At 35.2% G+C, this 23477-nt stretch carries 22 protein-coding genes and 1 pseudogene; 15 read left to right on the forward strand and 8 right to left on the reverse strand.

Annotation, left to right across the window (positions count from 1 at the left end):
* Nucleotides 1-12: 12 nt before the first annotated feature.
* Both L0Z58_RS05820 and L0Z58_RS05825 read left to right on the forward strand, forming a co-directional pair.
* Nucleotides 13-1377 carry a pyruvate dehydrogenase complex dihydrolipoamide acetyltransferase gene (locus tag L0Z58_RS05820; RefSeq protein ID WP_010963079.1) on the forward strand — a complete coding sequence of 455 codons (1365 nt, stop codon included), beginning with the start codon at nucleotides 13-15 and terminating at the stop codon, nucleotides 1375-1377.
* A 69-nt stretch (nucleotides 1378-1446) separates the two neighbouring features.
* Nucleotides 1447-2271 (forward strand): hypothetical protein, encoded by an 825-nt coding sequence (locus tag L0Z58_RS05825; protein WP_007550761.1) that lies wholly within the window; start codon nucleotides 1447-1449, stop codon nucleotides 2269-2271.
* 45 nt (nucleotides 2272-2316) lie between these two features.
* Here the strand turns inward: L0Z58_RS05825 and L0Z58_RS05830 are convergent, their stop codons facing one another.
* Nucleotides 2317-3537: a KAP family P-loop NTPase fold protein gene (locus L0Z58_RS05830; protein WP_010082095.1), complete on the reverse strand. Its 1221-nt coding sequence runs from the start codon at nucleotides 3535-3537 to the stop codon at nucleotides 2317-2319.
* A gap of 3 nt (nucleotides 3538-3540) precedes the next feature.
* On the reverse strand, nucleotides 3541-4146 hold the full coding sequence (gene recR, locus L0Z58_RS05835; protein ID WP_010963080.1) for a recombination mediator RecR: 606 nt from the start codon (nucleotides 4144-4146) through the stop codon (nucleotides 3541-3543).
* Between the two features lie 700 nt (nucleotides 4147-4846).
* Here recR and L0Z58_RS05840 point away from each other — a divergent pair.
* Complete coding sequence (locus tag L0Z58_RS05840) at nucleotides 4847-4957, forward strand: WPE palindromic element domain-containing protein (RefSeq protein ID WP_080717651.1); 111 nt, start codon at nucleotides 4847-4849, stop codon at nucleotides 4955-4957.
* 599 nt (nucleotides 4958-5556) lie between these two features.
* Here L0Z58_RS05840 and ndk read toward each other — a convergent pair.
* On the reverse strand, nucleotides 5557-5976 hold the full coding sequence (gene ndk, locus L0Z58_RS05845) for a nucleoside-diphosphate kinase (protein WP_010082097.1): 420 nt from the start codon (nucleotides 5974-5976) through the stop codon (nucleotides 5557-5559).
* 113 nt (nucleotides 5977-6089) lie between these two features.
* Here ndk and L0Z58_RS06845 point away from each other — a divergent pair.
* The 3 genes and pseudogenes from L0Z58_RS06845 (at nucleotide 6090) to L0Z58_RS05865 (ending at nucleotide 8727) form a co-directional block, all read left to right on the forward strand.
* Nucleotides 6090-6911, forward strand: a pseudogene (locus tag L0Z58_RS06845) (hypothetical protein).
* A complete protein-coding gene (gene hemH / locus L0Z58_RS05860; RefSeq protein WP_010082099.1) occupies nucleotides 6912-7859 on the forward strand; it encodes a ferrochelatase in 948 nt (315 codons plus the stop codon).
* A 70-nt stretch (nucleotides 7860-7929) separates the two neighbouring features.
* The gene (locus L0Z58_RS05865; protein WP_010963084.1) at nucleotides 7930-8727 is read left to right on the forward strand and encodes a hypothetical protein; all 798 of its coding nucleotides are present in this window, start codon (nucleotides 7930-7932) and stop codon (nucleotides 8725-8727) included.
* A 3-nt stretch (nucleotides 8728-8730) separates the two neighbouring features.
* Here the strand turns inward: L0Z58_RS05865 and gshA are convergent, their stop codons facing one another.
* Nucleotides 8731-9891 carry a glutamate--cysteine ligase gene (gene gshA, locus L0Z58_RS05870; RefSeq protein ID WP_010963085.1) on the reverse strand — a complete coding sequence of 387 codons (1161 nt, stop codon included), beginning with the start codon at nucleotides 9889-9891 and terminating at the stop codon, nucleotides 8731-8733.
* A 115-nt stretch (nucleotides 9892-10006) separates the two neighbouring features.
* Between gshA and hslV the strand changes: the two genes are divergently transcribed.
* The gene (gene hslV, locus L0Z58_RS05875; protein ID WP_006280198.1) at nucleotides 10007-10561 is read left to right on the forward strand and encodes an ATP-dependent protease subunit HslV; all 555 of its coding nucleotides are present in this window, start codon (nucleotides 10007-10009) and stop codon (nucleotides 10559-10561) included.
* Between the two features lies 1 nt (nucleotide 10562).
* Nucleotides 10563-12053 (forward strand): ATP-dependent protease ATPase subunit HslU, encoded by a 1491-nt coding sequence (hslU, locus tag L0Z58_RS05880; RefSeq protein ID WP_041580658.1) that lies wholly within the window; start codon nucleotides 10563-10565, stop codon nucleotides 12051-12053.
* A 68-nt stretch (nucleotides 12054-12121) separates the two neighbouring features.
* On the opposite strand, the gene L0Z58_RS05885 is transcribed toward hslU, so the two are convergent.
* The gene (locus L0Z58_RS05885) at nucleotides 12122-13063 is read right to left on the reverse strand and encodes an FKBP-type peptidyl-prolyl cis-trans isomerase (protein WP_010963087.1); all 942 of its coding nucleotides are present in this window, start codon (nucleotides 13061-13063) and stop codon (nucleotides 12122-12124) included.
* On the reverse strand, nucleotides 13056-14063 hold the full coding sequence (locus L0Z58_RS06930) for a polyprenyl synthetase family protein (protein ID WP_010963088.1): 1008 nt from the start codon (nucleotides 14061-14063) through the stop codon (nucleotides 13056-13058). Before L0Z58_RS06930 ends, L0Z58_RS05885 begins: the two co-directional genes overlap by 8 nt.
* 145 nt (nucleotides 14064-14208) lie before the next feature.
* Here L0Z58_RS06930 and acpP point away from each other — a divergent pair, with 145 nt between their 5' ends.
* The 3 genes from acpP to L0Z58_RS06695 are packed head-to-tail and all read left to right on the forward strand — an operon-like array spanning nucleotide 14209 to nucleotide 15883.
* Complete coding sequence (acpP, locus tag L0Z58_RS05895) at nucleotides 14209-14469, forward strand: acyl carrier protein (RefSeq protein ID WP_006279836.1); 261 nt, start codon at nucleotides 14209-14211, stop codon at nucleotides 14467-14469.
* 13 nt (nucleotides 14470-14482) lie between these two features.
* Complete coding sequence (gene fabF / locus L0Z58_RS05900; RefSeq protein ID WP_010963089.1) at nucleotides 14483-15754, forward strand: beta-ketoacyl-ACP synthase II; 1272 nt, start codon at nucleotides 14483-14485, stop codon at nucleotides 15752-15754.
* A gap of 3 nt (nucleotides 15755-15757) precedes the next feature.
* Complete coding sequence (locus tag L0Z58_RS06695; protein ID WP_255322260.1) at nucleotides 15758-15883, forward strand: hypothetical protein; 126 nt, start codon at nucleotides 15758-15760, stop codon at nucleotides 15881-15883.
* Nucleotides 15884-15923: 40 nt separating this feature from the next.
* On the opposite strand, the gene L0Z58_RS05905 is transcribed toward L0Z58_RS06695, so the two are convergent.
* Nucleotides 15924-16148, reverse strand: coding sequence for a hypothetical protein (locus tag L0Z58_RS05905; protein ID WP_010082031.1), 225 nt, complete (start codon nucleotides 16146-16148; stop codon nucleotides 15924-15926).
* Here L0Z58_RS05905 and L0Z58_RS05910 point away from each other — a divergent pair.
* The 3 genes from L0Z58_RS05910 to thyX all read left to right on the forward strand — a co-directional run bounded on the left by L0Z58_RS05910 (nucleotide 16057) and on the right by thyX (nucleotide 19116).
* Entirely contained in the window at nucleotides 16057-16830 is a 774-nt protein-coding gene (locus L0Z58_RS05910; protein ID WP_416635899.1) for a CPBP family intramembrane glutamic endopeptidase, read from the forward strand. The two genes, L0Z58_RS05905 and L0Z58_RS05910, sit on opposite strands and share 92 nt — an antisense overlap.
* Nucleotides 16831-16974: 144 nt before the next feature.
* Nucleotides 16975-18252: a UDP-N-acetylglucosamine 1-carboxyvinyltransferase gene (gene murA, locus L0Z58_RS05915; RefSeq protein ID WP_010963092.1), complete on the forward strand. Its 1278-nt coding sequence runs from the start codon at nucleotides 16975-16977 to the stop codon at nucleotides 18250-18252.
* A gap of 9 nt (nucleotides 18253-18261) precedes the next feature.
* On the forward strand, nucleotides 18262-19116 hold the full coding sequence (gene thyX / locus L0Z58_RS05920; RefSeq protein ID WP_010082033.1) for an FAD-dependent thymidylate synthase: 855 nt from the start codon (nucleotides 18262-18264) through the stop codon (nucleotides 19114-19116).
* Between the two features lie 72 nt (nucleotides 19117-19188).
* Here the strand turns inward: thyX and L0Z58_RS05925 are convergent, their stop codons facing one another.
* On the reverse strand, nucleotides 19189-20973 hold the full coding sequence (locus tag L0Z58_RS05925; RefSeq protein ID WP_010963093.1) for a hypothetical protein: 1785 nt from the start codon (nucleotides 20971-20973) through the stop codon (nucleotides 19189-19191).
* 144 nt (nucleotides 20974-21117) lie between these two features.
* On the opposite strand from L0Z58_RS05925, the gene priA reads away from it, so the two are divergent.
* Complete coding sequence (priA, locus tag L0Z58_RS05930; protein ID WP_010963094.1) at nucleotides 21118-23460, forward strand: replication restart helicase PriA; 2343 nt, start codon at nucleotides 21118-21120, stop codon at nucleotides 23458-23460.
* Nucleotides 23461-23477 lie beyond the last annotated feature (17 nt).

The raw sequence follows: 23477 nt of genomic DNA on the forward strand, positions 1-23477 counted from the left end.
AATGCAAAATCAATGCCTATAGAAATATTAATGCCTGCTCTTTCACCAACAATGAGCAAAGCTGGAGGAAAAATTGTAAAGTGGCATAAAAAAGAACAAGACAAAGTTGAAGTAGGCGACGTAATTGCTGAGATAGAGACTGATAAAGCCATAATGGAGTTTGAATCTATAGATGAAGGAGTTTTAGCAAAAATTTTAGTAACAGAAGGAACAAGTGGCGTGCCTGTAAATCAACCAATAGCTTTAATGCTGGAAGAAGGAGAAGATGAAAGTGCACTTAACAACTATACTTCAACTTCCATCAATAGTGCAGTTAAAAAGGAAGTGACAAAAAGTGCTGTTGATAATCAAAAATCAGAACACCAAGATTTAAACGGAAAGCCAATAAGTCATTCTTCGGTGTCATTCCAGCGCGTGACGCTGGAATCCAACCCCTCAATGTCATCCCAGTGCTTGACACTGGGATCTAGAAAAGAAGAATGGATCCCAGTGTCAGCTACTCAGATGACAGAGGGTTATGCAGAAGGTAGAACAAAAATAAGCCCATTAGCTAAGAAAATAGCTCAAAATGAAGGGGTTAATGTGCAGCAATTAAAAGGTACAGGACCATATGGTCGCATAATTAAGGCTGATGTGTTGGAGTTTTTAGGCAGTGGTATACATACTGAAAGTCCTGAGAAAGATACCATAGTTGAAGTAAGCAACATGCGCCAAGTGATAGCACAGCGCCTGACTGAATCAAAACAGAATGTTCCACATTTTTATTTAACTGTAGACTGCCAGGTTGATAAGTTAATATCGTTAAAAAACGAGATTAACTCAGCAGATGAAAACAATAAAGTAACAATTAATGATCTAATCATAAAAGCTGCAGCTTTCAGCATGAAAAAATTTCCTGATATAAATTCTTCGTGGATAGATAATAAAATACTGAGATATTCAAATATAGATATTTCAATCGCTGTGGCACTTGAAGATGGGCTAATTACTCCTATAGTAAAAAATGCTGATAAAAAGGGTATTTTATCTATATCAAAAGAAGTGAAAGATTTAGTAAGCAGAGCAAGATCTGGAAAATTGAAACCTGAAGAGTTTCAAGGAGGAGGGTTTACTATCTCCAACTTAGGGATGTTTGGTATAAAAGCCTTCAGTGCTATAATCAATCCGCCGCAATCTTGCATTATGGCAGTTGGTGCATCTAAAAAACAACCAATTGTTATGAATGAGAAAATAGAAATAGCAGAAATAATGACAGTAACGCTCTCTGTTGACCATAGAGCAGTTGATGGGGCACTCGGAGCAAAGTTTTTAAATGCCTTTAAGCATTATATAGAGAATCCTCTGGTGATGCTTATTGAAACTGCGGTAATCTATTAGCATTGTTATTACAAAATTAATACCTCTAAGTTTATACTTTTATTAGTTAATAGGTTTAGAGGTAAAAAAATGAATACTACAGTAGAAAAAAATAATCCAAAAATTTTTCCTCAAAATGAAGGAAAGATTAACTCAAAAGGCATGGTTGCCCCACCTGTTCCTCCGAAATCTTCCCAAGCTAAATTTGCTGGAATAAAAGCAATTTTTGAGCGAAATGTACCTCATTCTCAAGCAAATGATAGTAATAAAACAGTGAGTAGCAATCTTGGAAGAACATTTGGCCCAACAATGCAAAAACTCATGGAAGACAACATTCATAGCACTCCTAACAAACAACGCCGCAATTCAGGGGATAGTGGTATCAGTGATATTAGTAGCAGCACTTCTGATGATGAGGATAGAACAATAAAAGATAAAATGATGGAAAATGTTAAGCAGGATAACCATCAAAAAAGCTTTGATTTACATAAAGTACAAGCAACTGATGAATTAGAAACCGTAAAATTTCTCAAAACGCTAAGCAAGAAAGAAAGAGAAAAACTTGGTTTTTCTCCTAAACAGCAAAATAACCAAAAGGTTGAGACTAGCAAAAAAACTTATAATCCACTTGATTGGAATCCAATCTATCAAGGTAAAAAGCTCTTTAGCTTAGGCAATATGTCGAGTAATTCGTCTTCATGTAGTGAAAAAAGCAATATTTCAGATGTAAGCGATAAGTCTAATAATTCAAACATTGTTAGATGTAATATTACTAGGAGTAACAGTAAGGAAGACCTTCGTAAACCTGATGCTTCACATAATGACAAATCTGCAGGTAAAAAATTATCTAATGTCAATGTAAGCGAATTAATCAGAAAGTTTGAACAAGGTAATGACATAGTAAAAGGGCGTTAATCAAATGTTACCCTATCTTTGTATATGTAAAGGTAGGGTATCTTTTCAAAATAGTATATCCTTTATAGCTTTGTTAATTTTTGACTCCCTCTCTGCAAAAGCAGTTTCTAGAGAGGTTTTAAGTTTTTCCCATTCTTCTTGACCATTTAGAACTAAAGATTTATATTCATTTTCAATTTTTTCCAATGCTCTTTGATATGAAAAACCTAATTCCTCATATATATCAATATTTATCGATTGCAGTATTACCAAAAATGAAAACAAATTCGGATCAGGTAATTCTTCTCTTGTGTGATTCAGAAGACACAGCTTTATTTTTTTTACGCAGTATTCTATTGTTTTTAACGATAGTGACAGGCTTTCTGCATAAAATATAAAACTATCTACAATCAAATTTTTTGACTTTTTCGGTAATTTAATATTTTCAAATAGTTCTTTTGTAAATTTTTCTATCGGTTGTTTTGGCAAATGTAAAGAGAGATCAGTAAAAGATTTTAGGTCAAAATTTGGTCCAAGTATTGTGCTGATTGCTCTTTGTACATTACTCTTATCTTTACTTACAGAAATAATGAAAACCAGCCCCTCCACATCAAGCATATACTTTATAGATTCCAAAAAATCGACAACGAATTTAGGACGGCACACATCAAGATTATCCACCATTATATAAATGTTTTTGTCTTTTCTGATTTTATTAACCACATCCGCTAACTGTGTTTTAAAATCTCTAGTACTCTCTTTTCTTCTTTGGAGAAGACTTAATTCACTCAAGACAAAACCTATGTCTTTTTTATCAGCCTCTTTTGCAGCATCAAGAAATACTGAAAGCATAGCAAGTGGAGATTTACTGATCAGCTTTCCTAGTGTGTTTAGAGAAAATAGCTCTTGGTTTATGTTCTTGAACTGTTGTATAACACTTCTTTTTACTTTATACGATACAAATAAATCTTCAAATAGGAAATTTAAAAAAGAAGGCAGTGGTTGGTCCAATGCATTGATATCCCATGCACTATAATAAGCTGCAATTTCATTTTGCTGTTTTAACTCTTTTACCCATTCTTTCAAAAAAAACGTCTTGCCCCATCCATCATATCCTTCCAAAGATATTATTGTAAAAGACTGATCAATTGTTTTAATTATAGTGTTGAATTTACCTGAAAATTGCTTATAGTTTAGGTGGTTATTTTCCCAAGCCACCACTTTAAGTGGTGGCACTATTTTTTTCTTTTTGAATGTTATTAGCGATATAAGTTTTTTTAAGCACATGTCTTATTTTATATTTAACTCATATTCTTGTCTTGAAGTAAGTGCTATCCTCAGCGTTCCTTCATCAAGATAGTCAATTTCTCCGCCCATTGGTATGCCGCAAGCAAGGCGTGATATTTTCACATCCAAATTTTTTAGCAATTCAATTATATATTGTGCAGTAACTTGGCCCTCTAATGTCGGATTAATTGCGATAATTATCTCTTCAATTTTAGACTCTGTCACTCTTTTCAGAATAGTGTCAAGGTTGAGTTCTTTTGGACCTATGCCATTTATTGCAGACAATCTGCCACCCAAAACATGGTATAAACCTGAATATATATTTCCTTTTTCAAACGCCCATAGATCACCTAATTCTTCTACTACACACAGTAACTTAGTGTCACGTTTTGGGTTAGTACAAATAGAACAAGGTGACTTAGTATCTAGATTTCCGCAAACTTCACACTCTATTATAAGATCTGCTAGCTCTTTAATCAAAGATGCAAGTGGTAGCATAACTTTTTCTTTGTTTTGGAGTAAATGTATAACTAACCTGCGTGATGATGATGGCCCTAAACTTGGCAATTTAGAGAAAGCATGAACTAGATTCTTTATGTTAACGTTCATTCAATAAATTCAGAATAGGCAGTCAAATGGTAACATCAAACCCTTTGTAAAGAAAGTGGTAAGTTTCTCTTGATCCCACTTTGATTAGCTATAGAAAAAATTTTTTACTCTAACGCAAAAAATTACTTCCGCACACTTAAAGCCTGATTATAATAGACTTCTTGCATAATCCAAACTAAGTAGAAAAAAGGTATCATCCGAGTAGCTCTCCTTTGTCATCCCAGTGCCCAGACACTGGGATGGCTTTGTTGCATCGCTAGCTATGATGGATTAAAGATAAAAAAGGTGGAGAATATCAGTAGCTTATTATTCTGGTATTTATAACAAGAACGGTCAGTGAATACCTAAATTTGAGTAAAAGAAATTTCACTACCACTCACTAATCCGGCTAAAATTCAAGAATTTCAATGCTTTAGCTATTTTCAATAGAATTAAATTTATTAATATAAATAACAAGTTACTATTCTTAAATTTGATCAGATTGATTGCAAAAAAAACAAGATTTTCAATAAGTTGCTTATAATCCTAATTATAGTTAGCCTTTCATAAGTAGCGATGCAACAAAGCCCACTGGGATCCAGGAATTTTATTAAGTTTGTAAGCATAAAAGTATAGCTAACGTGAGCTCTACGTCATACTGCCGCGAACCGTCATACCGCGATTCATTCGCGGTATCTCTTAGCCGCTAACACGTAGCGGGATGACGGTTGTCAGGCTAGCTGTCATCCCAGTGCCCAGACACTGGGATCCAGAAATTTTAATTGTAAGTAAGCATACTGGGTTGATAAGTATAAAAGTAGCTAGAAAATAAACATTTTTGATGAGATTATATGGAAAACTGGATGCCAGTGTCAAGCACTGGCATGACACCCTTCACGGACTTTTAAATTACTTTAGCTATAAATATTAAGAAATTTACCAAATAAAAAAAAAGGCAAAAGAAGCCCTGGGGTTATTATCCGCTTTAAAATATTGGCGTTTTTTATGTTTTAAACGCTTGACAAGCGAGATTCAGCCGCTTTTAATTGCAACTAACTTACGCTGCAAATGTTTAAGAAATTTACTAAGCAGAAAAAAAGACAAAGAATCCCCGAGTTAGCTAGTCTTTTACTATCTCTGTCGAGTATTGGCATTTTTTGATGTCTTGTAACGCTTTATAAGCGCGTTCAGCTTATTTAGATAAAAATCTAGATGTAGATGAAGTTTTGTAAAGACATGCAGTATCTATATACTGCAAAAAATTGAACATAAGACGCCGATACATTAAGTAATCCTTACCTTTTAATCTGCAGATTGGCGAAAGCAAATACAATAGCTTCAGTTTCATGATAAGGGGACTGGCGAGGTTTGTCAAGGAAGTTTTTTCGTTTCTATGTTGTCAGCTACTTGGATGACGCCAATCTGAGTTGACTACACCAACTCACATTCAGCAAAAAAGAAAGCTATCTCCTTACGAGCATTTTCTAGACTATCTGAGCCGTGAACTCTATTTTCACTAATATCATCAGCAAAATCACCCCTGATTGTGCCTTTATCTGCCTGCTTTGGATCGGTAGCTCCCATGATTTGTCTGTATTTACTTACTGCATTTTCACCAACTAAAACTTGAACTACCACAGAACCAGAGGTCATAAACTCTACTAATTCCCCAAAAAAAGGCCTATCTTTATGAATTTCATAAAACAGCTCTGCTTGTTTTTTTGTTAGTAACATCATTTTTTGTGCTGTGATTTTCAGCCCAGATTGTTCGATGTAGGAATTTATATTGCCTGTAATATTATTTTTTACTGCATCAGGTTTTAATATCGAAAGTGTTCTCTCAATTGCCATATTATTTCCTTATATAAAATAGTATATTTATAGATTTATTTTATTGTAAATTTTGATTTGATAAAAGCAGTTTTTTATTTATAGTTAAGAATAAACCATCAAGGAGGTATTGTATGGGTGAATGTTGTAAAAATAACACTACTAAACAAGCTGAGCCTACCACTAAAAAACAAGCTAAATCTACTACTAAAAAATTAGTAAGTAACTTTAAGTCATCACTTTTTTGTGGAACAAAAGGGTTTTTGACTTTTAGTCTGGCATTTTTAAGTTATTTGGAATATAGTTCACATCATAATACGAAATTAAAAGAAGGTGCTGCCTTTGCAATGAAAAGAAACACTATTCCATTTCTTGAAATGACAATCATAGCACCGCTTGTTTGTTTTGCACTGCCAGCTATGCTAGGCAGTATGAGCCTCATGTAATGCGCACTTTTATGTGCTTCCTTAATGATTGCCACATGTTTTATTGTCAGAACTTTTCATCTGCGTGAGAAGTTAATGGAAAAAATCACTAACCATAGTAGAAAAGAAATAGACGCGGAATTTAAGAAAGATACTATAAAATTTCCTATCTTTGATCAAAATAGAAAACACACCGAGTATAATTCGCCTAACTCAGGGCGACTACTGGATGAAACAAGTAGCACCTCTCTTTTCGTTAAAGTTTTACTTTTTCCCCTCAAGGTTCTTCTGAATGTCCTGCAAAGTTGTATAATGCTATCTTTAGCTGCTGTTGAACTTCTTGAAACGGTACCAAGTCTTTTTGTCGATACATTTTTCGATTGGAACTTCACATCCACCAAGAGTAACCTGAAGAGATCAGGCCACTTATTGTATGCCAGTGTAAGAAATTTAGTGCCTATAACTAAATTTGATGAGTGTGTAGCTAATTTTATAGGCACCCCAGAAGTAACTTGTTGTAGTAGTGCGTAGGTGAAAAAGGCAGTTATCTTATTTAATCTTGGCGGGCCTGATTCACTAAATGCGGTCCGTCCTTTTTTATTCAACCTTTTTTATGACAGGAGAATAATCAATCTACCGAATCCCTTTCGGTTTCTTTTAGCAAAGTTTATATCTGCGAAACGAGAAAATACTGCACGAAAAATATACGAGGAAATTGGAGGTAAATCGCCAATTCTAGAGAATACAAAAATGCAAGCTAATGCTTCAGAACTAAAATTAAACGAAAATAGAAACCATGTACACAAGGTATTCATCTGCATGCGCTATTGGCGTCCATTTGCTGACGAAGTTATTGAAAGTGTAAAACAGTTTGATCCTGACGAAGTAATTCTGCTGCCACTGTATCCACAATATTCAACTACCACAACTCTGTCATCCATCGAGAATTGGCAAAAAAATGCTAAACGGTATGGCCTAAAATGCAATACAAAAATGATTCACCGTTATTATGATAACCAAGATTTTATTGAAGCTCACACTAATCTGATAGCTAAGTACTATAAATTGGCTAGAAAAATCGGTAAACCAAGAGTCCTATTTTCAGCCCATAGCTTACCTCTTAGTATCATTAAAAAGGGCGACCCTTACGCTTCACAGGTAGAAAGAAGCGTAGAGTTAATAGTAGAAAAGTTAGCTATCAATAACTTAGATTGGTCAATATGTTATCAGAGTAAGATTGGTCCTGTAAAATGGCTAGAGCCAAGCACTGAAAGTGAGCTATTACGCGCAAAAGCTGATGGTGTACCTGTAGTTCTATCACCTATATCTTTTGTTTCTGAGCATTCAGAAACTCTAGTTGAACTTGATATAGAATATAAAGCAATTATCAAGGATGGATATTACTTTCGTGTGCCAACTCTCAGTACCGATCCCTTGTTTATAAAATGCTTAGCCGATTTGTGCATAAATCTCCCTTAAAGTCCTGATTCATAGGGCTTTTCTTTTAGGATTTTATGTGATAGAATAACAGGAAGTTATTAACTATTTCATGCCAAATAAGCTAAAAAAGAAATCTAACATACTCGCACAAAGGGTGCATGATATTTATGATCATGATTTCAGGAAGGTAATCTGCATCACAACAGGTTTAACAGCCCTATTGTGTAAGATTTCACTGCAATTTTGCTGCGAGTTCATTGACAATAATAGATCCAATATCTTTCTTATACGGAATGTTGCTCGACTAGTAAAGTTTCCGACATCTATTCTATACATTGCCCATTCTGCATTTACTCTACAGGATCTAATTAAGGATTACAGAAACCCTGAGAGTAAAAAAGAGCTGGCAAAAATTGTGGGTAAATCGGCTAATCTTGCAAGCAGCACCATAGAAGCATTGATGATGTTGAAAGTCATCCATTTTTTGGCTAGAGGTAATGCAGATGTAACAAGTTATATTAGTTCAACATCAACGATCCTATTTTTGTTCATTTCAGAACCTATAAGCTATTATTATACATGCAAGAAATATCTGGATAATAAGGATCCTGAAAAGTCTGCTAAGTGTAAGAAGGACCTTATTATCAGCACATTAACTTTGTCGTTAGGTTTATTAAACTTCATATTAAGAAGGATAGAAACTCCAACTATACCAATAAACTTGGGTAGTGGTATAATCTATAATTTCAACTTAAGCGTAACAGTCAGCATAATATATAGTACAGTATTTCTTGCAGTTCAACTTGATAAGTTGTTTAATCAACCTGTCAATGATGATCCTTCCACTGAACTTGATGATGTTCATAATATAAACGGTCATTCTAATGACAGCACTGTAGAGGTATAAGAATTAGGGATGAAAAGATTTTATTTCTACTGCCAACGCTAGTACTGCTAATTTGCTAACAATACTCCAAAGTGATAGAATTTTACCTTCTACAACCTGGCTAACATCATGAAACTCACAGTCAGTGGCATTCAAGCTAGAATATACATCTTTTCTGCTATTACATCGGTATAAGTAACATGTTGAAGTATCTCCTATATAGTATATTAGCGGTTCTGCAGAACTGCTTTTAAACATGTCAATGGTTGGTACACCTTCTTGTATAATAACGCTATTGATTGCTATTCCTTCTTTTATCTTTTTCATTTTATGACGCTTTTTTTTATTGAGGTTTAATATTTCCTCTCCACTTGTTGCTGTTATAATGCCCATCCCATATGTGCCATTGCTTGCTTTGATAAAAACGTAAGGTTGTGTTTTTATTTTATATTCTTCGTATTTTTTTTGCACTAGAGATAATATTTGGTCAACTTTAGTTGCTACTGCTCCTAGTGACAAATCATCATCAAAATCAACTCCATCACAGCTCTCTGTAAGCACAGAAATTAGCCATGGGTCTATTTTAAATTTGCCACAAAACTCAGATGCTAATTCTTGATAGATTTCAAAATACTTAAATTTCTGCCTGCTATGCCAACCGTATAGTGGGCTTGGTACTATATCTTGCTTTACGTCTTTCAGCGTGTCTGGAATGTGGCTCGTCATATCACGGTTCAGTATAATAACATCAGGCACAAATCCTGAAGTTGTCTTTAGCAGAGAGTTTTCTTTCACAACAGTTTCATACTGTTCTATTAAATTGTATACTTCATTATATAAAAGGCCAATTCTAGTCTCAAAACCTGCGAGTTGTAGTATTTTCTCTATAACAAATACGTTTTCTATATACATTTTATTGCGTGTATAATTTTCCGGTATTATAAGAACCTTTTTGTATTGATGTCTTTTAAAATAGCTTTTTATCAATCTTGCTGCCATCGTTCTTGATTCTTCACTTAAGTTATTGAACCCCGCAGGAAATAAATTAGCGTCTACTGGAACGATTTTATAGCCAGAGTTTCTAAGATCTATAGAGCTATAAAATGGCGATGTAAGGCCATTAAATTTTGCTTCGAACCAATTATTTATACTTTTTTCCAAATCTGGGTGAATTATGTTTTGCATCTGCACTTTAAATGTTATAAGGAAGGTATTATATTATAAGCTATAGTTGAACATATTTAGTAAATTTGACTAAAGATTAAAGTATAATGAGATTCTTATTTAAAGTGATAGAAAAATGATTCAACACGATAACAATAAAATGTATGGCACTACTATATTATCAATTAGAAAAGATAAAAGTGTAGTAGTAATAGGTGACGGACAAGTTTCACTGGGCCACACTGTTATAAAATCTGGAGCAAAAAAAGTTAGGCGTCTTTCTGGTGATTCCGTAATTGCTGGATTTGCCGGGGCAACAGCCGACGCATTTACTCTTTTTGAAAGATTAGAATCTAAACTTGACAAGCACCCAGGGCAATTAATGAGAGCATGTGTTGAACTTGCAAAAGACTGGAGAATGGATAAATATCTGAGGAAATTAGAAGCTATGATGATCGTTGCAGATAAATCTATTTCATTAGTAATTACGGGAACAGGTGATGTTCTTGAACCTGAAGATGGAGTCGCAGCTATTGGCTCTGGGGGAAATTTTGCTCTATCTGCAGCAAGAGCTTTAATTGACATTAAAGGAATATCAATAGAGGAAATTGCGAAAAAGGCTATGAAGATAGCTGGCGATATATGTGTTTATACAAATCATAATGTAGTTATTGAAAAGATAGAGGAGTGATATGTCTTCCAAGCAAAAAACTTTATGCACCAATTTTTCCAATCAGCCCATAACCCTTTCAGAAGGGTGGTCTTGTAGTAGTGACACCTACGATGAAAAAGATAACCTCTATAAAGATACTAAGAGTGGTTTTGATTCAAATGACAGCGATGTTCAAGTTAATGACAGCACTCAAGTTTTGTTAGATGACCTGCCACCACAGAAGATAGTTAAAGAATTGGACAGATTCATAATCGGACAGGATGATGCAAAGCGTGCTGTTGCTATTGCGCTCAGAAATCGTTGGCGTCGCAATCAGGTTCCATTTCCATTGCGTGATGAAATCATACCTAAGAATATATTGATGATCGGTCATACAGGGGTTGGTAAAACTGAAATAGCTCGTCGCTTAGCAAAACTTGCCGGTGCACCGTTCATAAAAATTGAGGCAACGAAGTTTACTGAAATAGGGTACGTTGGACGTGACGTTGATTCGATAATACGCGATTTAGTTGATGCAGCAATAGTTTTAGTTAAAGAGAAAGCCCGTAAAGCCTTAGCTAAAAAGGCTTTAATTTTAGCTGAGAAAACAATAGTAAACTCTATGGTAGGCGAAAATGCAACCGAAGAGAGTAAAAAAATTTTTAGAGAAAGGTTGAGGAATAAAGAGTTTGAGGACGGAGAAGTTTCTATTAACGTCAGAGAGAGCAAGAGTATGTTACCTACTTTCGATATACCAGGCATGCCAGGTGGGCAAGTTGGTGTGATGAATGTAACAGAAATAATGGGCAAGATGTTTAACGGGAGCAAAAAAACAAAAACTATTACGGTGAAGGTAAAAGAAGCGCGTGAAATATTAATTAATGAAGAAAGTGAAAGGCTAATGGATGAAGATAAGATAATCAAAGAAGCCATTGATCTTGTTAGTAATGACGGTATAGTATTTTTGGATGAAATAGACAAAATTGCAGCGCGTACAGAAGTAAAAGGTGAAGTAAACAGAGAAGGAGTGCAACGCGATCTGTTACCATTACTTGAAGGAACAACTGTTACAACTAAGTATGGCCATGTAAAAACAGACTATATATTATTTATTGCATCTGGTGCTTTTCATCAGTCTAAACCATCTGACCTCTTACCGGAATTGCAGGGCAGATTACCGATCAGGGTAGAACTTAAGGCACTTACTCAAGAGGATTTAATAAGAATATTAAAGGAACCAGAATCTAGTTTGTTAAAGCAGTACATAGCTTTAATGAAAACAGAAAATGTGACACTTGAGTTCACTGATGATGGTATAAAAACCATAGCTGAAATAGCGTTTACAGTTAATAGGCAAGTGGAAAATATAGGCGCAAGAAGGCTTCACACTGTCATGGAGAAGCTTTTAGATGAAATAAGTTTCATTGCTTCTGAGAAAAATAGCGAAAAATTCATTATAGACAGCAAGTATGTAAAAGATAAACTTGAGTCAATTTCGAAGCAGCTTGATTTATCTAAGTTTATACTTTAGGAAAAACGAAAAGCCTACTTTAAGTAGTATAGAGAGTGTTCAGAAGATTAGCCAGTAGACCTAAAATTTCAGCTATATTCTTTAGGCTGTTTTTCAACAGTAGAATGGTGTGCTGCGACCTCTTGCTTAACATCTAAGCTTAAGTCAATTATTGAGATATTTTCTTCATCATAATCTATGTCTTTTATTAACATATCGTCAGTAATAGTCAAAAGGTCAGGCGGAGAAAGAATAGTTCTTTTATTACCAGCTCTCATTCCCACAACTCCAAGCTCTATAGCAAGTGGTATTTTTTTATCGCCAACCCTAAATTGCACTGTTTGATCTTTGACTATATATTCCCCATTATGCTCCTTTACGCTATATTTAACCGATATCTCATCACCGCACCTTACTTGTTTTCCAGTCTTGTTAATTAAGTCATTAAAAACCATCAGATTATTTACTGAGTCGGGATATTTATCCTTTACTTCGATCAGTTTGACGTAATAAGAATTAAAATTCATTTTGTTCTCATTGGCAATAGTAACTACACGCTCTCCGCCTTCTTTCATACCTATTACCCCTAAACTCACTTCTTTTAGGTCATCTTGACCTATTTTCAAAGTAACATCAGAAACTTTGCTAGGGAGTGTTGCTGAGTTATTATTAGAAATTTTATATATTTGCAATAGGACTTCCAGGCCACAAAAAGCCTTGCTGCCACTGCCTTCAGTAATTTCATAAAAATTTATTGAATCTTCTTCCTTTTGCTGCGTTATTTCTTCTAAATATTCTGTCAGCCCATGCTTTTCAATATAGCGGTCAAGTGCTGATTCAAGTATTGGCTTCACTAGGTAATGTGCTATCGTCTGTATCAAACCACCATGCGTGGCATTTATCTCATAAAGCTTGTCCTTTTTTTCCGGTTTACCTTTGTTTATATAGACAATAGTAAACACAAAAGCAGAAGTTAAAGTGAGAATCATTACTACGGAAATAAGCATTTGTAATATAATTTTTCTAACCATCTTTCTTTACTTGATTCAATAAATCATATAAATAATTAGTATCCCCTGAAAGCGCACTCAAATTATCCAAGCCTTGTTTAAAGAGGCCGTCTATATAGTCCTCTACTTCACTTTTACCAAGCACAGACATAAGATTATTTGTTTTATCTTGTTCGTAGTCTTCAATATCATCCTTAGCTTGAAAGATAAGCCCTAGATTTATTCCATAGTTATATAACGCTTTACGTTGCTTGTCTGTAGCACCCCCTATTATAGCACCTATTTCACATGAAGCTGCAAATAGTTTTGCGGTTTTCATCAAATGAATTTCTTTTATTTTATCAGCTTGGCCCGACGTCATTCCAGCGTCATACATACAGTCGTACGAATGTTGTAGTTTTAAGGTAGAAAGGGTGTCATGCAAGTAGCTGACACTGGAATCCATTTCATGTTCAGCTCCACTATCGCATGGCTTTTTGCACGAAATGCTTGTAGGCAAAGCCTTCTGGATCCCAGTGTCCGCTACTTGAATGACAGAGGGTTGGGGGCTAAAATCTATATGCTCACTGTTAATATCTAAAGCCTGTCCTCCCACCATTCCCCTAATTCCTATTGCCTGAGAAAGAACTTTTATGATCTCACAGCGTTTCTCATTTAACGAAGATAATACCTCAAAAGCCAGAGTAAGTAGTGCATCTCCGGCAAGCACTGCTGTTGCTTCATCAAATTTTTTATGGCAGCTTAGCTGGCTTCTGCGAGTATCACTGTTGTCCATGCACGGTAAATCATCGTGAATTAGAGAGTAAGCATGAACAAATTCAATTGCTGCAGCAACTGATATTACTTTTTTAGCTTCCGCGTTAAACACTCGCGATGAAGCTACGACTAAAAAGGAGCGTATATGTTTTGCAGGAGCAAGGAGTATATAACGCATAGCTGATATAAGCTTATTCTCGCTATTTTCGGGTAAGAGTTTATTTACTTCTACAATAAGCAAATTTTTTGTTGTTTCGTCTAGCATTTTTGAATTGTTAATTGTTTAGCACGTAACGCTAGCCAGCTAGGGCAGTAGAAAACTTTACTGTAGTTTACCAGTTATAAAAGATATTGCAAACATAAAAATTTTTTATAACATCAAAGAATAGGTTATTTTTTTGGTAAGAAATGTGAATAGCGAACTAGCAAAGAGCACTAGAGAAGACATAGAAGAAAAAGTGAAAAAGATTATACTAGAGCATATTAGTAAGGATGTAGAGAAATTCAACAGCTCTTCAAAGCTTTCGGAGCATGGTACAGACAGCTTAGATGCAGTTGAAATCATCATGGCAGCAGAAGAAGAGTTTGGAATAGAAATTCCAGATGAAGACGCACAAAAAATGGAAACTATGGAGCAAATAGTTGAGTACATTAATAATAAAAAAGGCTAATAGTTAGTGTTAAATGAGCAGAAGAGTAGTAGTCACTGGTGTTGGTTTAATCACTCCACTAGCGGCAGATGTTGACAACACTTGGTCAAGGCTAATAAAAAGTGAGTCTGGCATAAAAGCAATCAATACGGAGAGATTTGACTCTTCTGATCTTGCTTGCAAAATTGCAGGGCAGGTGCCGTTGCAATCAGACAACATTGAGCACCATTTCAATCCACTAGATTATATTTCTGAGAAAGACTCAAAAAGGACAGATCGTTTTATCCATTACGGTATTGCAGCAGCTATTCAGGCAGTAGATGATTCATTAATTTTGGAAAGCCAAAATATCAATCGGGAACGTGTTGGTGTGACTATTGGCTCTGGTATAGGTGGTCTTCCGTCAATTCAGGAAAATGTTATTACCATGCAGGAAAAAGGGCCCAGACGTGTCAGTCCATTTTTTGTCCCTGCAAGTCTAATAAATTTGATATCTGGCCATATTTCTATTAAATACGAATTTACAGGTCCAAACGATTCAGCAGTAACCGCATGTGCAACAGGTGCGCATGCAATCATAAACTCAGCAAGAACTATAAAACTTGGTGAAGCGGATGTTATGATTGCAGGTGGAGCAGAAAGTGCACTGTGTAGAGTTGGAATTGCAGGTTTTGCATCTATGAAGGCGTTATCAACTAAATTTAACGATAAACCGGAAGAAGCTTCAAGGCCATGGGATGAAGAACGCGATGGTTTTGTTATGGGTGAAGGAGCAGGTATATTGGTGCTGGAGGAATACGAACATGCGAAAAAAAGGGGGGCAAAAATACATGCTGAACTGGTTGGGTACGGACTCACAGGAGATGCGCACCACATTACAGCACCACATCCAGAAGGAAGAGGCGCATTTAAGGCAATGCAGCTTGCTTTAAAGAGCGCACAAATTAATCCCAATCAAGTAGGGTATATCAATGCACATGGAACTTCAACGCCACTTGGAGATAAAATTGAAGTAATAGCAATGAAACAGTTATTCGGTGACTACGTTTATAAAATACCTGTTTCTTCAACTAAATCTTCTATAGGACATTTACTTGGTGCTGCAGGGAGCGTTGAAGCAATATTCAGTATTCTTGCGTTAAATAATGGAATTATTCCGCCAACCTTAAATTTACACAAGCCTTCAGAAGGATGTGATTTAAATTTTGTACCGTTTAAAGCTCAGGAGCATAAAATTCAATATGCACTTTCTAATTCGTTTGGTTTTGGTGGCACTAATGCATCGCTCATATTTGGACAAGTTTAGTTGATGTCACCCCAGTGTCTTCCTCTTGTCATTCCAGTACCCTCCTCTTGTCATGCAAGCAGCTCTCCTACTGTCATCCCAGCACGTGACACTGGGATGACAAACGGTTGTGAAAGGGAATACATATAAAAATTAAACTATCAATAGCAATTCAAAAAGAAAAAATATTCTATTCATCCCTGAAGAAGTATTTTATTGACAATTTATGAATAAAGATCAATAATGCAGAAAAGGAATTGATGGGCGTATGCATGAATTTAACCACTATTAATTGTACATTATTTGTTGTAATTACATATTTTTTGACGTGCATTATAGCTTGGTGCTTACCTTTCAAAGACATAACATTATTAACAACATTTGTTCCGGCTTCAGTTGCAATTTTGCTAACCATTTATAATAAACAGAAGGTAAGGGATCTTTTTAAACTTAGTTCGCCAAAAAACTGTCTATTAGGGTTTATACTTATTCTGGTAAGTATGCTAATTTCCAATGGTCTTTTGTCAATTTATTGCGGTTTTTCATTTTTCCGAGAGTCTTTTACGTTAGACCGTGTAAAGGATTTGAGTGCAGTTTTGAGTCCATTAGTGATGTTATTTGTTTTATTATCAACCTTTGTGATGTGGATCATTATGTCTCTTGGTGAAGAGATCGGTTGGCGTGGCTATCTTTTGAAAAATCTTAAAAGCAAAATATCAAATTTTTATATCAGAGCAATTATTGTCGGTATTATTTGGTCAGTATGGCACATACCAACTTATGTGGTTGCTGGCTCAGCTTTGTGGAAGGATGGCTTTACATTCCCGACTATTTGTGCTTATACCCTTTATATTTGTGCAATGTCTATAATGTTTACCTGGTTGTTTGAAAAAGACAACTCGATTTGGCCAGTAACTATTGCTCATGCAACAAATAATCTTGTGTATAGTGTTTTGAGCATTCTAATGCCGTCTCCTCCTCTGTCAACTTTCGATGCAGTAATTCGCCTTACATTAGGAGCAGCTGGTTATTTCATTGTTGCAATTGGTGTTATTTGGTTTGATAAAGCTCGAGAGCGTCATTTGAGTAATTCATAGTATAAAATTTCGGGGGCAATTCGCATCAGGTGTCATGACACTGGGATGATGAGGAAGAAAAAGCAAATTTTGCCTTTTACGGTCAATCTATTATACTTAGTAAGACTTCAATAAACTAATGAATTATACTTTATATCTAATTAAATGCACAAGATATTAATAAGAAATAACTACAAACCTTTGGTCGGAAAAATCAAGATTAATGGCTCAAAAAATGCTGTTTTACCAATAATGGCAGCAAGTCTATTAAGTAGCTCCTCGGTAATTTTGCATAATGTACCTGATTTAATTGATGTGCATCTAATGTCTAAGTTGCTTGAAAGTCTTGGAGCAGAAGTGAACTTTATGCACAATAAAAATTATAAAGCGAACCATACTTTGAAAATTGACTGCAGCAATATCAACAATCACGTGATGCCATATAAAACCGCAAGTAAGCTAAGAACTTCTTTTCTAATATTGGGTCCAATGCTTAGCAGATTTGGCAAAGCGAGAACAGCATTTCCTGGTGGATGCAACATTGGAAAGCGTCCCGTTGATATGCATATTAAAGCATTAGAAGAAATGGGAGCTAAAATTGAAATTGACGGCTATAATATAATTGCAACAGTGAAAGGAAAGCTACAAGGAAAAGAAATTACATTTGAGAAAATAAGTGTTGGCGCAACAGAAAATGTAATAATGGCAGCAACATTTGCAGAAGGAGTGACAACAATAAACAATGCTGCAACTGAGCCGGAAGTTCTTGATTTAATAGATTTTCTGAAGAAAATGGGTGCTGATATTGAAATTGATAATACAAAGGTCATAATAACAGGAGTTGAAGCACTAAATGGATGTGTTCATAAAATAATACCAGATCGCATAGAAGCAGGCACCTATGCACTAGCTGCTATAATAACCGGTGGTAAGTTGGAGTTGGAAGGAATAAATCTATCTGATATAAGGTGTATTACAAATGAGTTGGAGACTATAGGAGCTATGGTTGAACTGTATGATGGAGGCATTGTTATTTCCAGAAAAAATGGCTCTATTAAGTCTGCTAACGTTGCGACAGATCCATATCCCAATTTTCCCAGTGATATGCAACCACAACTGATGTCTGCAATGTGCATCGCTGATGGGATATCAGTAATTGAAGAGAACATTTTTGAAAACAGATTTACACATGCAGATGAATTGAGAAAGTTAGGTGCTAATATCAGCATCGAGAAAAGCAAAGCTACTATAAGTGGAATAAAAAGCTTATCTGGAGCTAATCTATATGCTACTGACTTAAGATCAACAGCAGCTTTGGTGCTTGCTTCTTTGGTAGCCGGTGGAGAAACTATAATAAACAATTCACATCATTTATGGAGAGGATATGAAGCAATGCATGAAAAACTCAATTCATGTGGAGCTGATATCTCCATTTCGTCTTGAGGATATTTTATGAATGAAGCAACCAAACGAACTATAGTAAAAGAAATAGATGCAATCTTATATGAAGAACATAAGGTATTAGACCATGGATTTATTCGAGTAGTGGATTATATGGGCTCTGATAGCGCTATAGTTCAAGCTGCTCGTGTTTCTTATGGCAAGGGAACAAAACAGATAAGTCAGGATGAAGCACTTATAAAGTATTTAATGAGACATCATCATACAACTCCATTTGAAATGTGTGAAATTAAGTTTCACGTGAAACTTCCAATTTTTGTTGCAAGGCAATGGATAAGGCATAGAACTGCAAATGTGAATGAATATTCAGCAAGGTATTCAATACTTGATAATGAATTTTATACACCTAAACCAGAACAAGTTGCAAAACAATCTGACAATAATAAACAAGGTAGCGGGGAAGCTTTTGATCCAGATACCTCAAAGGAAATAATAGATTCTCTAATAAATGACTCTAATTTAGTATATTCTCATTATGAAAAATTTATTGAGCAGGGGCTTGCAAGAGAAATTGCCAGAACTAACCTAATGCTTAATTACTACACGCAATTTTATTGGAAAATAGATCTGCATAATCTCCTTCATTTTTTGAAGCTTAGAGCTGATAAGCATGCCCAATATGAAATCAGAGTTTATGCAGAAGTTATGCTGGATATAATAAAAAAATGGGTTCCACTGGCCTACAATGCCTTTGTTGAATATTGCCTAGAATCAGCCTGTATTTCAAGAACTGGTCTAGAAATAATTCGCAAATTAATTAAAGGGGAAAACGTTACTAGAGAAGAAAGTAATATTGGTAAAAGAGAATGGGGCGAGCTGATGTCTATACTTGATAAACAATCTTAAAGATAAAGGCATACGTGTCAATCTCCTCTGTCAGTTAACTCTCGTTCACCAGATTGAATCTTGCTTTTTACATCACATTAACTCATCACTTTTATAGAACATCTCATTAAAATCATTTAGAGTTCCAAAATCCTGACCCTTGATAAACAGGTGATCATTAGCAACATGTGCTTCATCAAGAGTAAACAGCTCGTAATGATGATTGTGAGCGGGCCTAACAATTTCATTATATAAAACCATTACTTGTTCGTAGTTATATCCATCGCCAGCATGATATTTACCACGTACGGTATCATAAAAATTCTTTACATCATCATATGTCACTTGCAGCTCCACCTTATACTTTCCCACTTCAAGAGGACTTCCTGTCTTTATTTTTAAGGGATGTTGTGAATTTGCAACACTGTTAGAAGTTTCTGCTTCAATATCAGAATTTTTATCCATATTTTCTATCACACTTGCCATAACAGTTTCTTGTTCATCTTCTGTTGGTTTTGTTTGTTTTTCAGTCTTATTACTGCTACTGTCAGTTTCCACAGTTACTTTTTTTACTTCTATATCTTTTTGAGCTTTCTCATTACTTTGCTTGTGTATTTCATCTCCATGCAATTTTTCCTGCAGAGCTTTTTTCGTATCAGCATAATCATCACGATTGCTTTGCAAAGCTGGTTTATAACTGCTGCTATCATCCGCTTGCATTTGATCTATATAGTTAGATTCTTCTTCCTGTATAGTATTTTTTGCGTTATCCTCACCAACCGTTCCTTTCTCCCCAGACTTGGCTTCACTCTCTACCACAACTTCTTCGTCTACTTGCTCATCATCAATTGTAAATTCAGTACCTATCTGATTGCTATCTTCCTCCAATTCATTAGATAATTTTTCAGATAGCTGGTCACCACTCAAATATGGTTCTTTTGAATATTTAGCATAATTATGGGGATCGGTTCTGTTTTCTGAATAAAACCCACTTTCAAAGTCTGAGTAGGAGCTTTGATTGAGCACAAAAAATAAGTTTTCATAATTAACCAGCATATCACTATCAGGGCTAACAAAATTTAAATATTCATCGCCTTCCCATTCTGGGTGGTGTCTATACTCTGCTATGTAGTATTTACTAGAGTCGAGAGGTATCTTGTCACCTTCTTCCCCATCAAGTTGTAAAACTACTGCTGAATGCCCATTACCTAAATCATTACCTTTTACCACTTTGAATATTTTAATCTCATCCTTTTCTACAAGTTCTTTTAACTCCTCGTTCTTTTCATTTAACTCTTCCTCCCTTTGTCTTTCTGCTTCTCTCTCTCTTGCCAATCTTTCTGCTTCTTCATCAGCTTTCTTCTGCAGTTGTGAGAATACATTTTGTAATATATCTTGTGTGGTTAAGCTATTTGTGTTGCTTAAAAAATTATCTAACACATTTGATGCAATTGGTGACAATTCACCGTGATCATCAAATACTTTTTCCTTTGCTTTATCATAGTGATTTGGGTTATAGATTGCATACAGAGGATAAAAACCATAATCTGCAATTGACGCTCCGTCAGGTGATAGTTCCATTGAGAATCCATAGTAATTAAGTGGAAGATTGGAGGTTAAATATTTACCGTTATCATCCCTAACGTGTAGCTCACTTCTACCATTGTGCTCACTATATTTGTTGTAGTAGATATAAAAATTCTCATGGTTAAGATTGAAGTGATCATCTAGATTATCGAATTGAATTGTACTGCCAAGCTTCTCGCGCAAAAGATTTTTGCTTTCATCTGTAAGCTTTATATGTGCAGAAAAGTAGTATCGATCTATAGGTTCGCCTTTTTCTATTTCAAAGTTCAAAGTAATCTTGTCGTTGACCATTGGTAGCCTCCACAAATTCTATAAATCATTTTATTTATCAATCATACGGTCTGTACTATGAAAAATGTGTTAAACGTTAAGATTTTCTCTGTACCGATTCATCTATATTGCCAAGCTTAATAAAGTTACAAGCTCTTTAAAACAATGTTAAACTCAATCACTATGGCAAAAACAGTTGACGTATTACTACCACTTCCAATTGATCAGTTATTTTCATATGCAATTGAGGAAAATACTGAGATTTTACTTGGAGATTACGTAGTGGTGCCATTTGGCAAAAAACGCTTAATCGGAATAGTTTGGAAATACAGTGATAAAAGTAACCGAGAATTAAAATTTATTGAGCAAAAAATTGATTTACCAAATATTAGACCAAAATTGATCGCATTTGCAGAGTGGGTTGCGCAGTATAACTTAATACCTGTTGGTATGCTTGCCAAAGTGATAATGGGAGGAGTGTTAAAAGTAAATCACATAGATAAATTGGTTTGTGCTAAGCAGAAGCAGGAAATAAGTGAAATAAGTTGCCAATTAAGCCCTGAACAGCAGGTAGCTAGTGATAAAATAATCAGCAGTTTGAATGAGTATTCAGTGACTTTGCTTGATGGTGAGACAGGATCTGGAAAAACGGAAGTTTATCTCTCTGTGATTGCACAATTGATTAAGAATTACACTGCCGTTCCAAATGCTGCTCAGACTTTACCATCCCAGTGCCCAGAGACACAACTGTACGAACATTGTGATTTGGGTCTACCAAGAGGGTGTTATCCGAGTAGCCTGACACTGGGATCCAGTTTTTCATATAACCTCATTACAAATGTTTATTTTAACTTAAAACCAATACCTAATTTACAATCAAAATTCCTGGATTCCAGTGTCAAGCGCTGGAATGACACCTTTATACTCAAGGCAAAACCCACTGTAACATTTAGCATACCGTCTTTGCCACGTACTAGTATGACACCAGAATATGTTGAAATGACATCAGGAGAAGGTAATACACAAATTTTAATCCTCCTACCTGAAATTGTTTTAACTTCACAATTGGTAAATCGTGTTCGCGGTCAGATATCAAAAAACTTAGTTGAATGGCACTCAGGACTCACTCCAAAAACTCGCCGGAATAATTGGCTCAATATAGCAAGTGGAAATGCGCAGATAATTATTGGTGCACGATCAGCACTTTTTTTGCCTTATAAAAACCTAAAATTGATTATCGTTGATGAAGAGCACGACTCATCTTTTAAACAAGAACAGGGAATTATATATAATGCTCGAGATATGGCGATAATCTTAGCCAAATTTGAAAATATTCCGATTATTTTATCATCAGCTACTCCACTGCTTGAAACGATTCATCATGTTAAAAACGGGAATTACAATCATGTAAAGCTAACTAAACGATTTGGTGGTGCAGAATTGCCACTCATTAAAGTAGTAGATATGAGGAACAACAAGCAATGGATCTCCTCTGAGCTTTTTGAAAGCATCAAACAAACCATAGAGAAAAAACAGCAGGTTATGCTTTTTCTAAACCGCAGAGGGTATGCACAACTGGCAATTTGTAAAAAGTGTGGATATAAAATTTCCTGCTTAAATTGTGCTGTTTGGCTTACATATCACAAGAAAAAAAATGCTCTTTTGTGCCATCATTGCTCTTATCAATTAAAACTTCCAGAGAAATGCTCTAATTGCCAAAGTGAACAGCCATTGTCCCTCTACGGCATAGGAATTGAAAGGTTGCTTGAAGAAATGGTGAAATTAATACCAAACGCAAAAACTGCGATGATAAGCAGCGATCAGAAGTCGGTTAGTAACGTAATTGACTTGATATTGAAAGAAGAGGTGAACATTATAATCGGCACACAAATAATTGCTAAAGGGCACAATTTTCCCAAATTAACTTTGGTTGGAGTAATGAATGCAGATTTGAGTCTCGAAAATTCTGATTTGAGAGCAGCGGAAAAGACGTATCAATTATTGCACCAAGTTGCAGGCAGATCAGGAAGGTTTAATGAAAAAGGAATGGTAATAGTGCAAACCAATAATCCTGAAAGTTCAATAATAAAAGCATTGCTGCATCAAAAAAGAGACTCATTTTATGAAATCGAACTTAAGTCAAGACGCGAAGCCAAAATGCCACCATTTAGCAGATTAATAGCGCTTATAATCTGTGGTAAGAATCAGATTGCAACACAAAAAGCAGCGAATGAAATAGTAAAATCTCTTCTCTGTCATTCAAGTAGCTCAACTATTTGTATCCAGGAAAAAAATGTAGGTGTAGACAAAAAGGAATTTGAAATTCTTGGCCCATCACCAGCAGCGATAAATTTTTTAAATAATAAGTATCGGTATAGGGTATTATTAAAAATACACAATAAGCATAGTCTATCCATACAAAAAAAGCTGAAATATTGGATTAAAAATTGTAACTTGAATTCGAGTATTGCAGTGATAATAGATGTTGATCCTGTGAGTTTTTTTTAACGAGTTTATTTATATTC

Source organism: Wolbachia endosymbiont of Aedes aegypti, from assembly GCF_021496215.1.
Taxonomy (GTDB): Bacteria; Pseudomonadota; Alphaproteobacteria; order Rickettsiales; family Anaplasmataceae; genus Wolbachia; species Wolbachia pipientis.

Bases quoted from the DNA above. Each gene is read 5' to 3' on its own strand.
- L0Z58_RS05820 (WP_010963079.1), top strand. From the start codon at position 13: ATGCCTATAGAAATATTAATGCCTGCTCTTTCACCAACAATGAGCAAA.
- L0Z58_RS05825 (WP_007550761.1), top strand. From the start codon at position 1,447: ATGAATACTACAGTAGAAAAAAATAATCCAAAAATTTTTCCTCAAAAT.
- L0Z58_RS05830 (WP_010082095.1), bottom strand. From the start codon at position 3,537: ATGTGCTTAAAAAAACTTATATCGCTAATAACATTCAAAAAGAAAAAA.
- recR (WP_010963080.1), bottom strand. From the start codon at position 4,146: ATGAACGTTAACATAAAGAATCTAGTTCATGCTTTCTCTAAATTGCCA.
- L0Z58_RS05840 (WP_080717651.1), top strand. From the start codon at position 4,847: ATGACGGTTGTCAGGCTAGCTGTCATCCCAGTGCCCAGACACTGGGAT.
- ndk (WP_010082097.1), bottom strand. From the start codon at position 5,976: ATGGCAATTGAGAGAACACTTTCGATATTAAAACCTGATGCAGTAAAA.
- L0Z58_RS05865 (WP_010963084.1), top strand. From the start codon at position 7,930: ATGCCAAATAAGCTAAAAAAGAAATCTAACATACTCGCACAAAGGGTG.
- gshA (WP_010963085.1), bottom strand. From the start codon at position 9,891: ATGCAAAACATAATTCACCCAGATTTGGAAAAAAGTATAAATAATTGG.
- hslV (WP_006280198.1), top strand. From the start codon at position 10,007: ATGATTCAACACGATAACAATAAAATGTATGGCACTACTATATTATCA.
- hslU (WP_041580658.1), top strand. From the start codon at position 10,563: ATGTCTTCCAAGCAAAAAACTTTATGCACCAATTTTTCCAATCAGCCC.
- L0Z58_RS05885 (WP_010963087.1), bottom strand. From the start codon at position 13,063: ATGGTTAGAAAAATTATATTACAAATGCTTATTTCCGTAGTAATGATT.
- L0Z58_RS06930 (WP_010963088.1), bottom strand. From the start codon at position 14,063: ATGCTAGACGAAACAACAAAAAATTTGCTTATTGTAGAAGTAAATAAA.
- fabF (WP_010963089.1), top strand. From the start codon at position 14,483: ATGAGCAGAAGAGTAGTAGTCACTGGTGTTGGTTTAATCACTCCACTA.
- L0Z58_RS06695 (WP_255322260.1), top strand. From the start codon at position 15,758: ATGTCACCCCAGTGTCTTCCTCTTGTCATTCCAGTACCCTCCTCTTGT.
- L0Z58_RS05905 (WP_010082031.1), bottom strand. From the start codon at position 16,148: ATGGTTAGCAAAATTGCAACTGAAGCCGGAACAAATGTTGTTAATAAT.
- murA (WP_010963092.1), top strand. From the start codon at position 16,975: ATGCACAAGATATTAATAAGAAATAACTACAAACCTTTGGTCGGAAAA.
- thyX (WP_010082033.1), top strand. From the start codon at position 18,262: ATGAATGAAGCAACCAAACGAACTATAGTAAAAGAAATAGATGCAATC.
- L0Z58_RS05925 (WP_010963093.1), bottom strand. From the start codon at position 20,973: ATGGTCAACGACAAGATTACTTTGAACTTTGAAATAGAAAAAGGCGAA.
- priA (WP_010963094.1), top strand. From the start codon at position 21,118: ATGTTAAACTCAATCACTATGGCAAAAACAGTTGACGTATTACTACCA.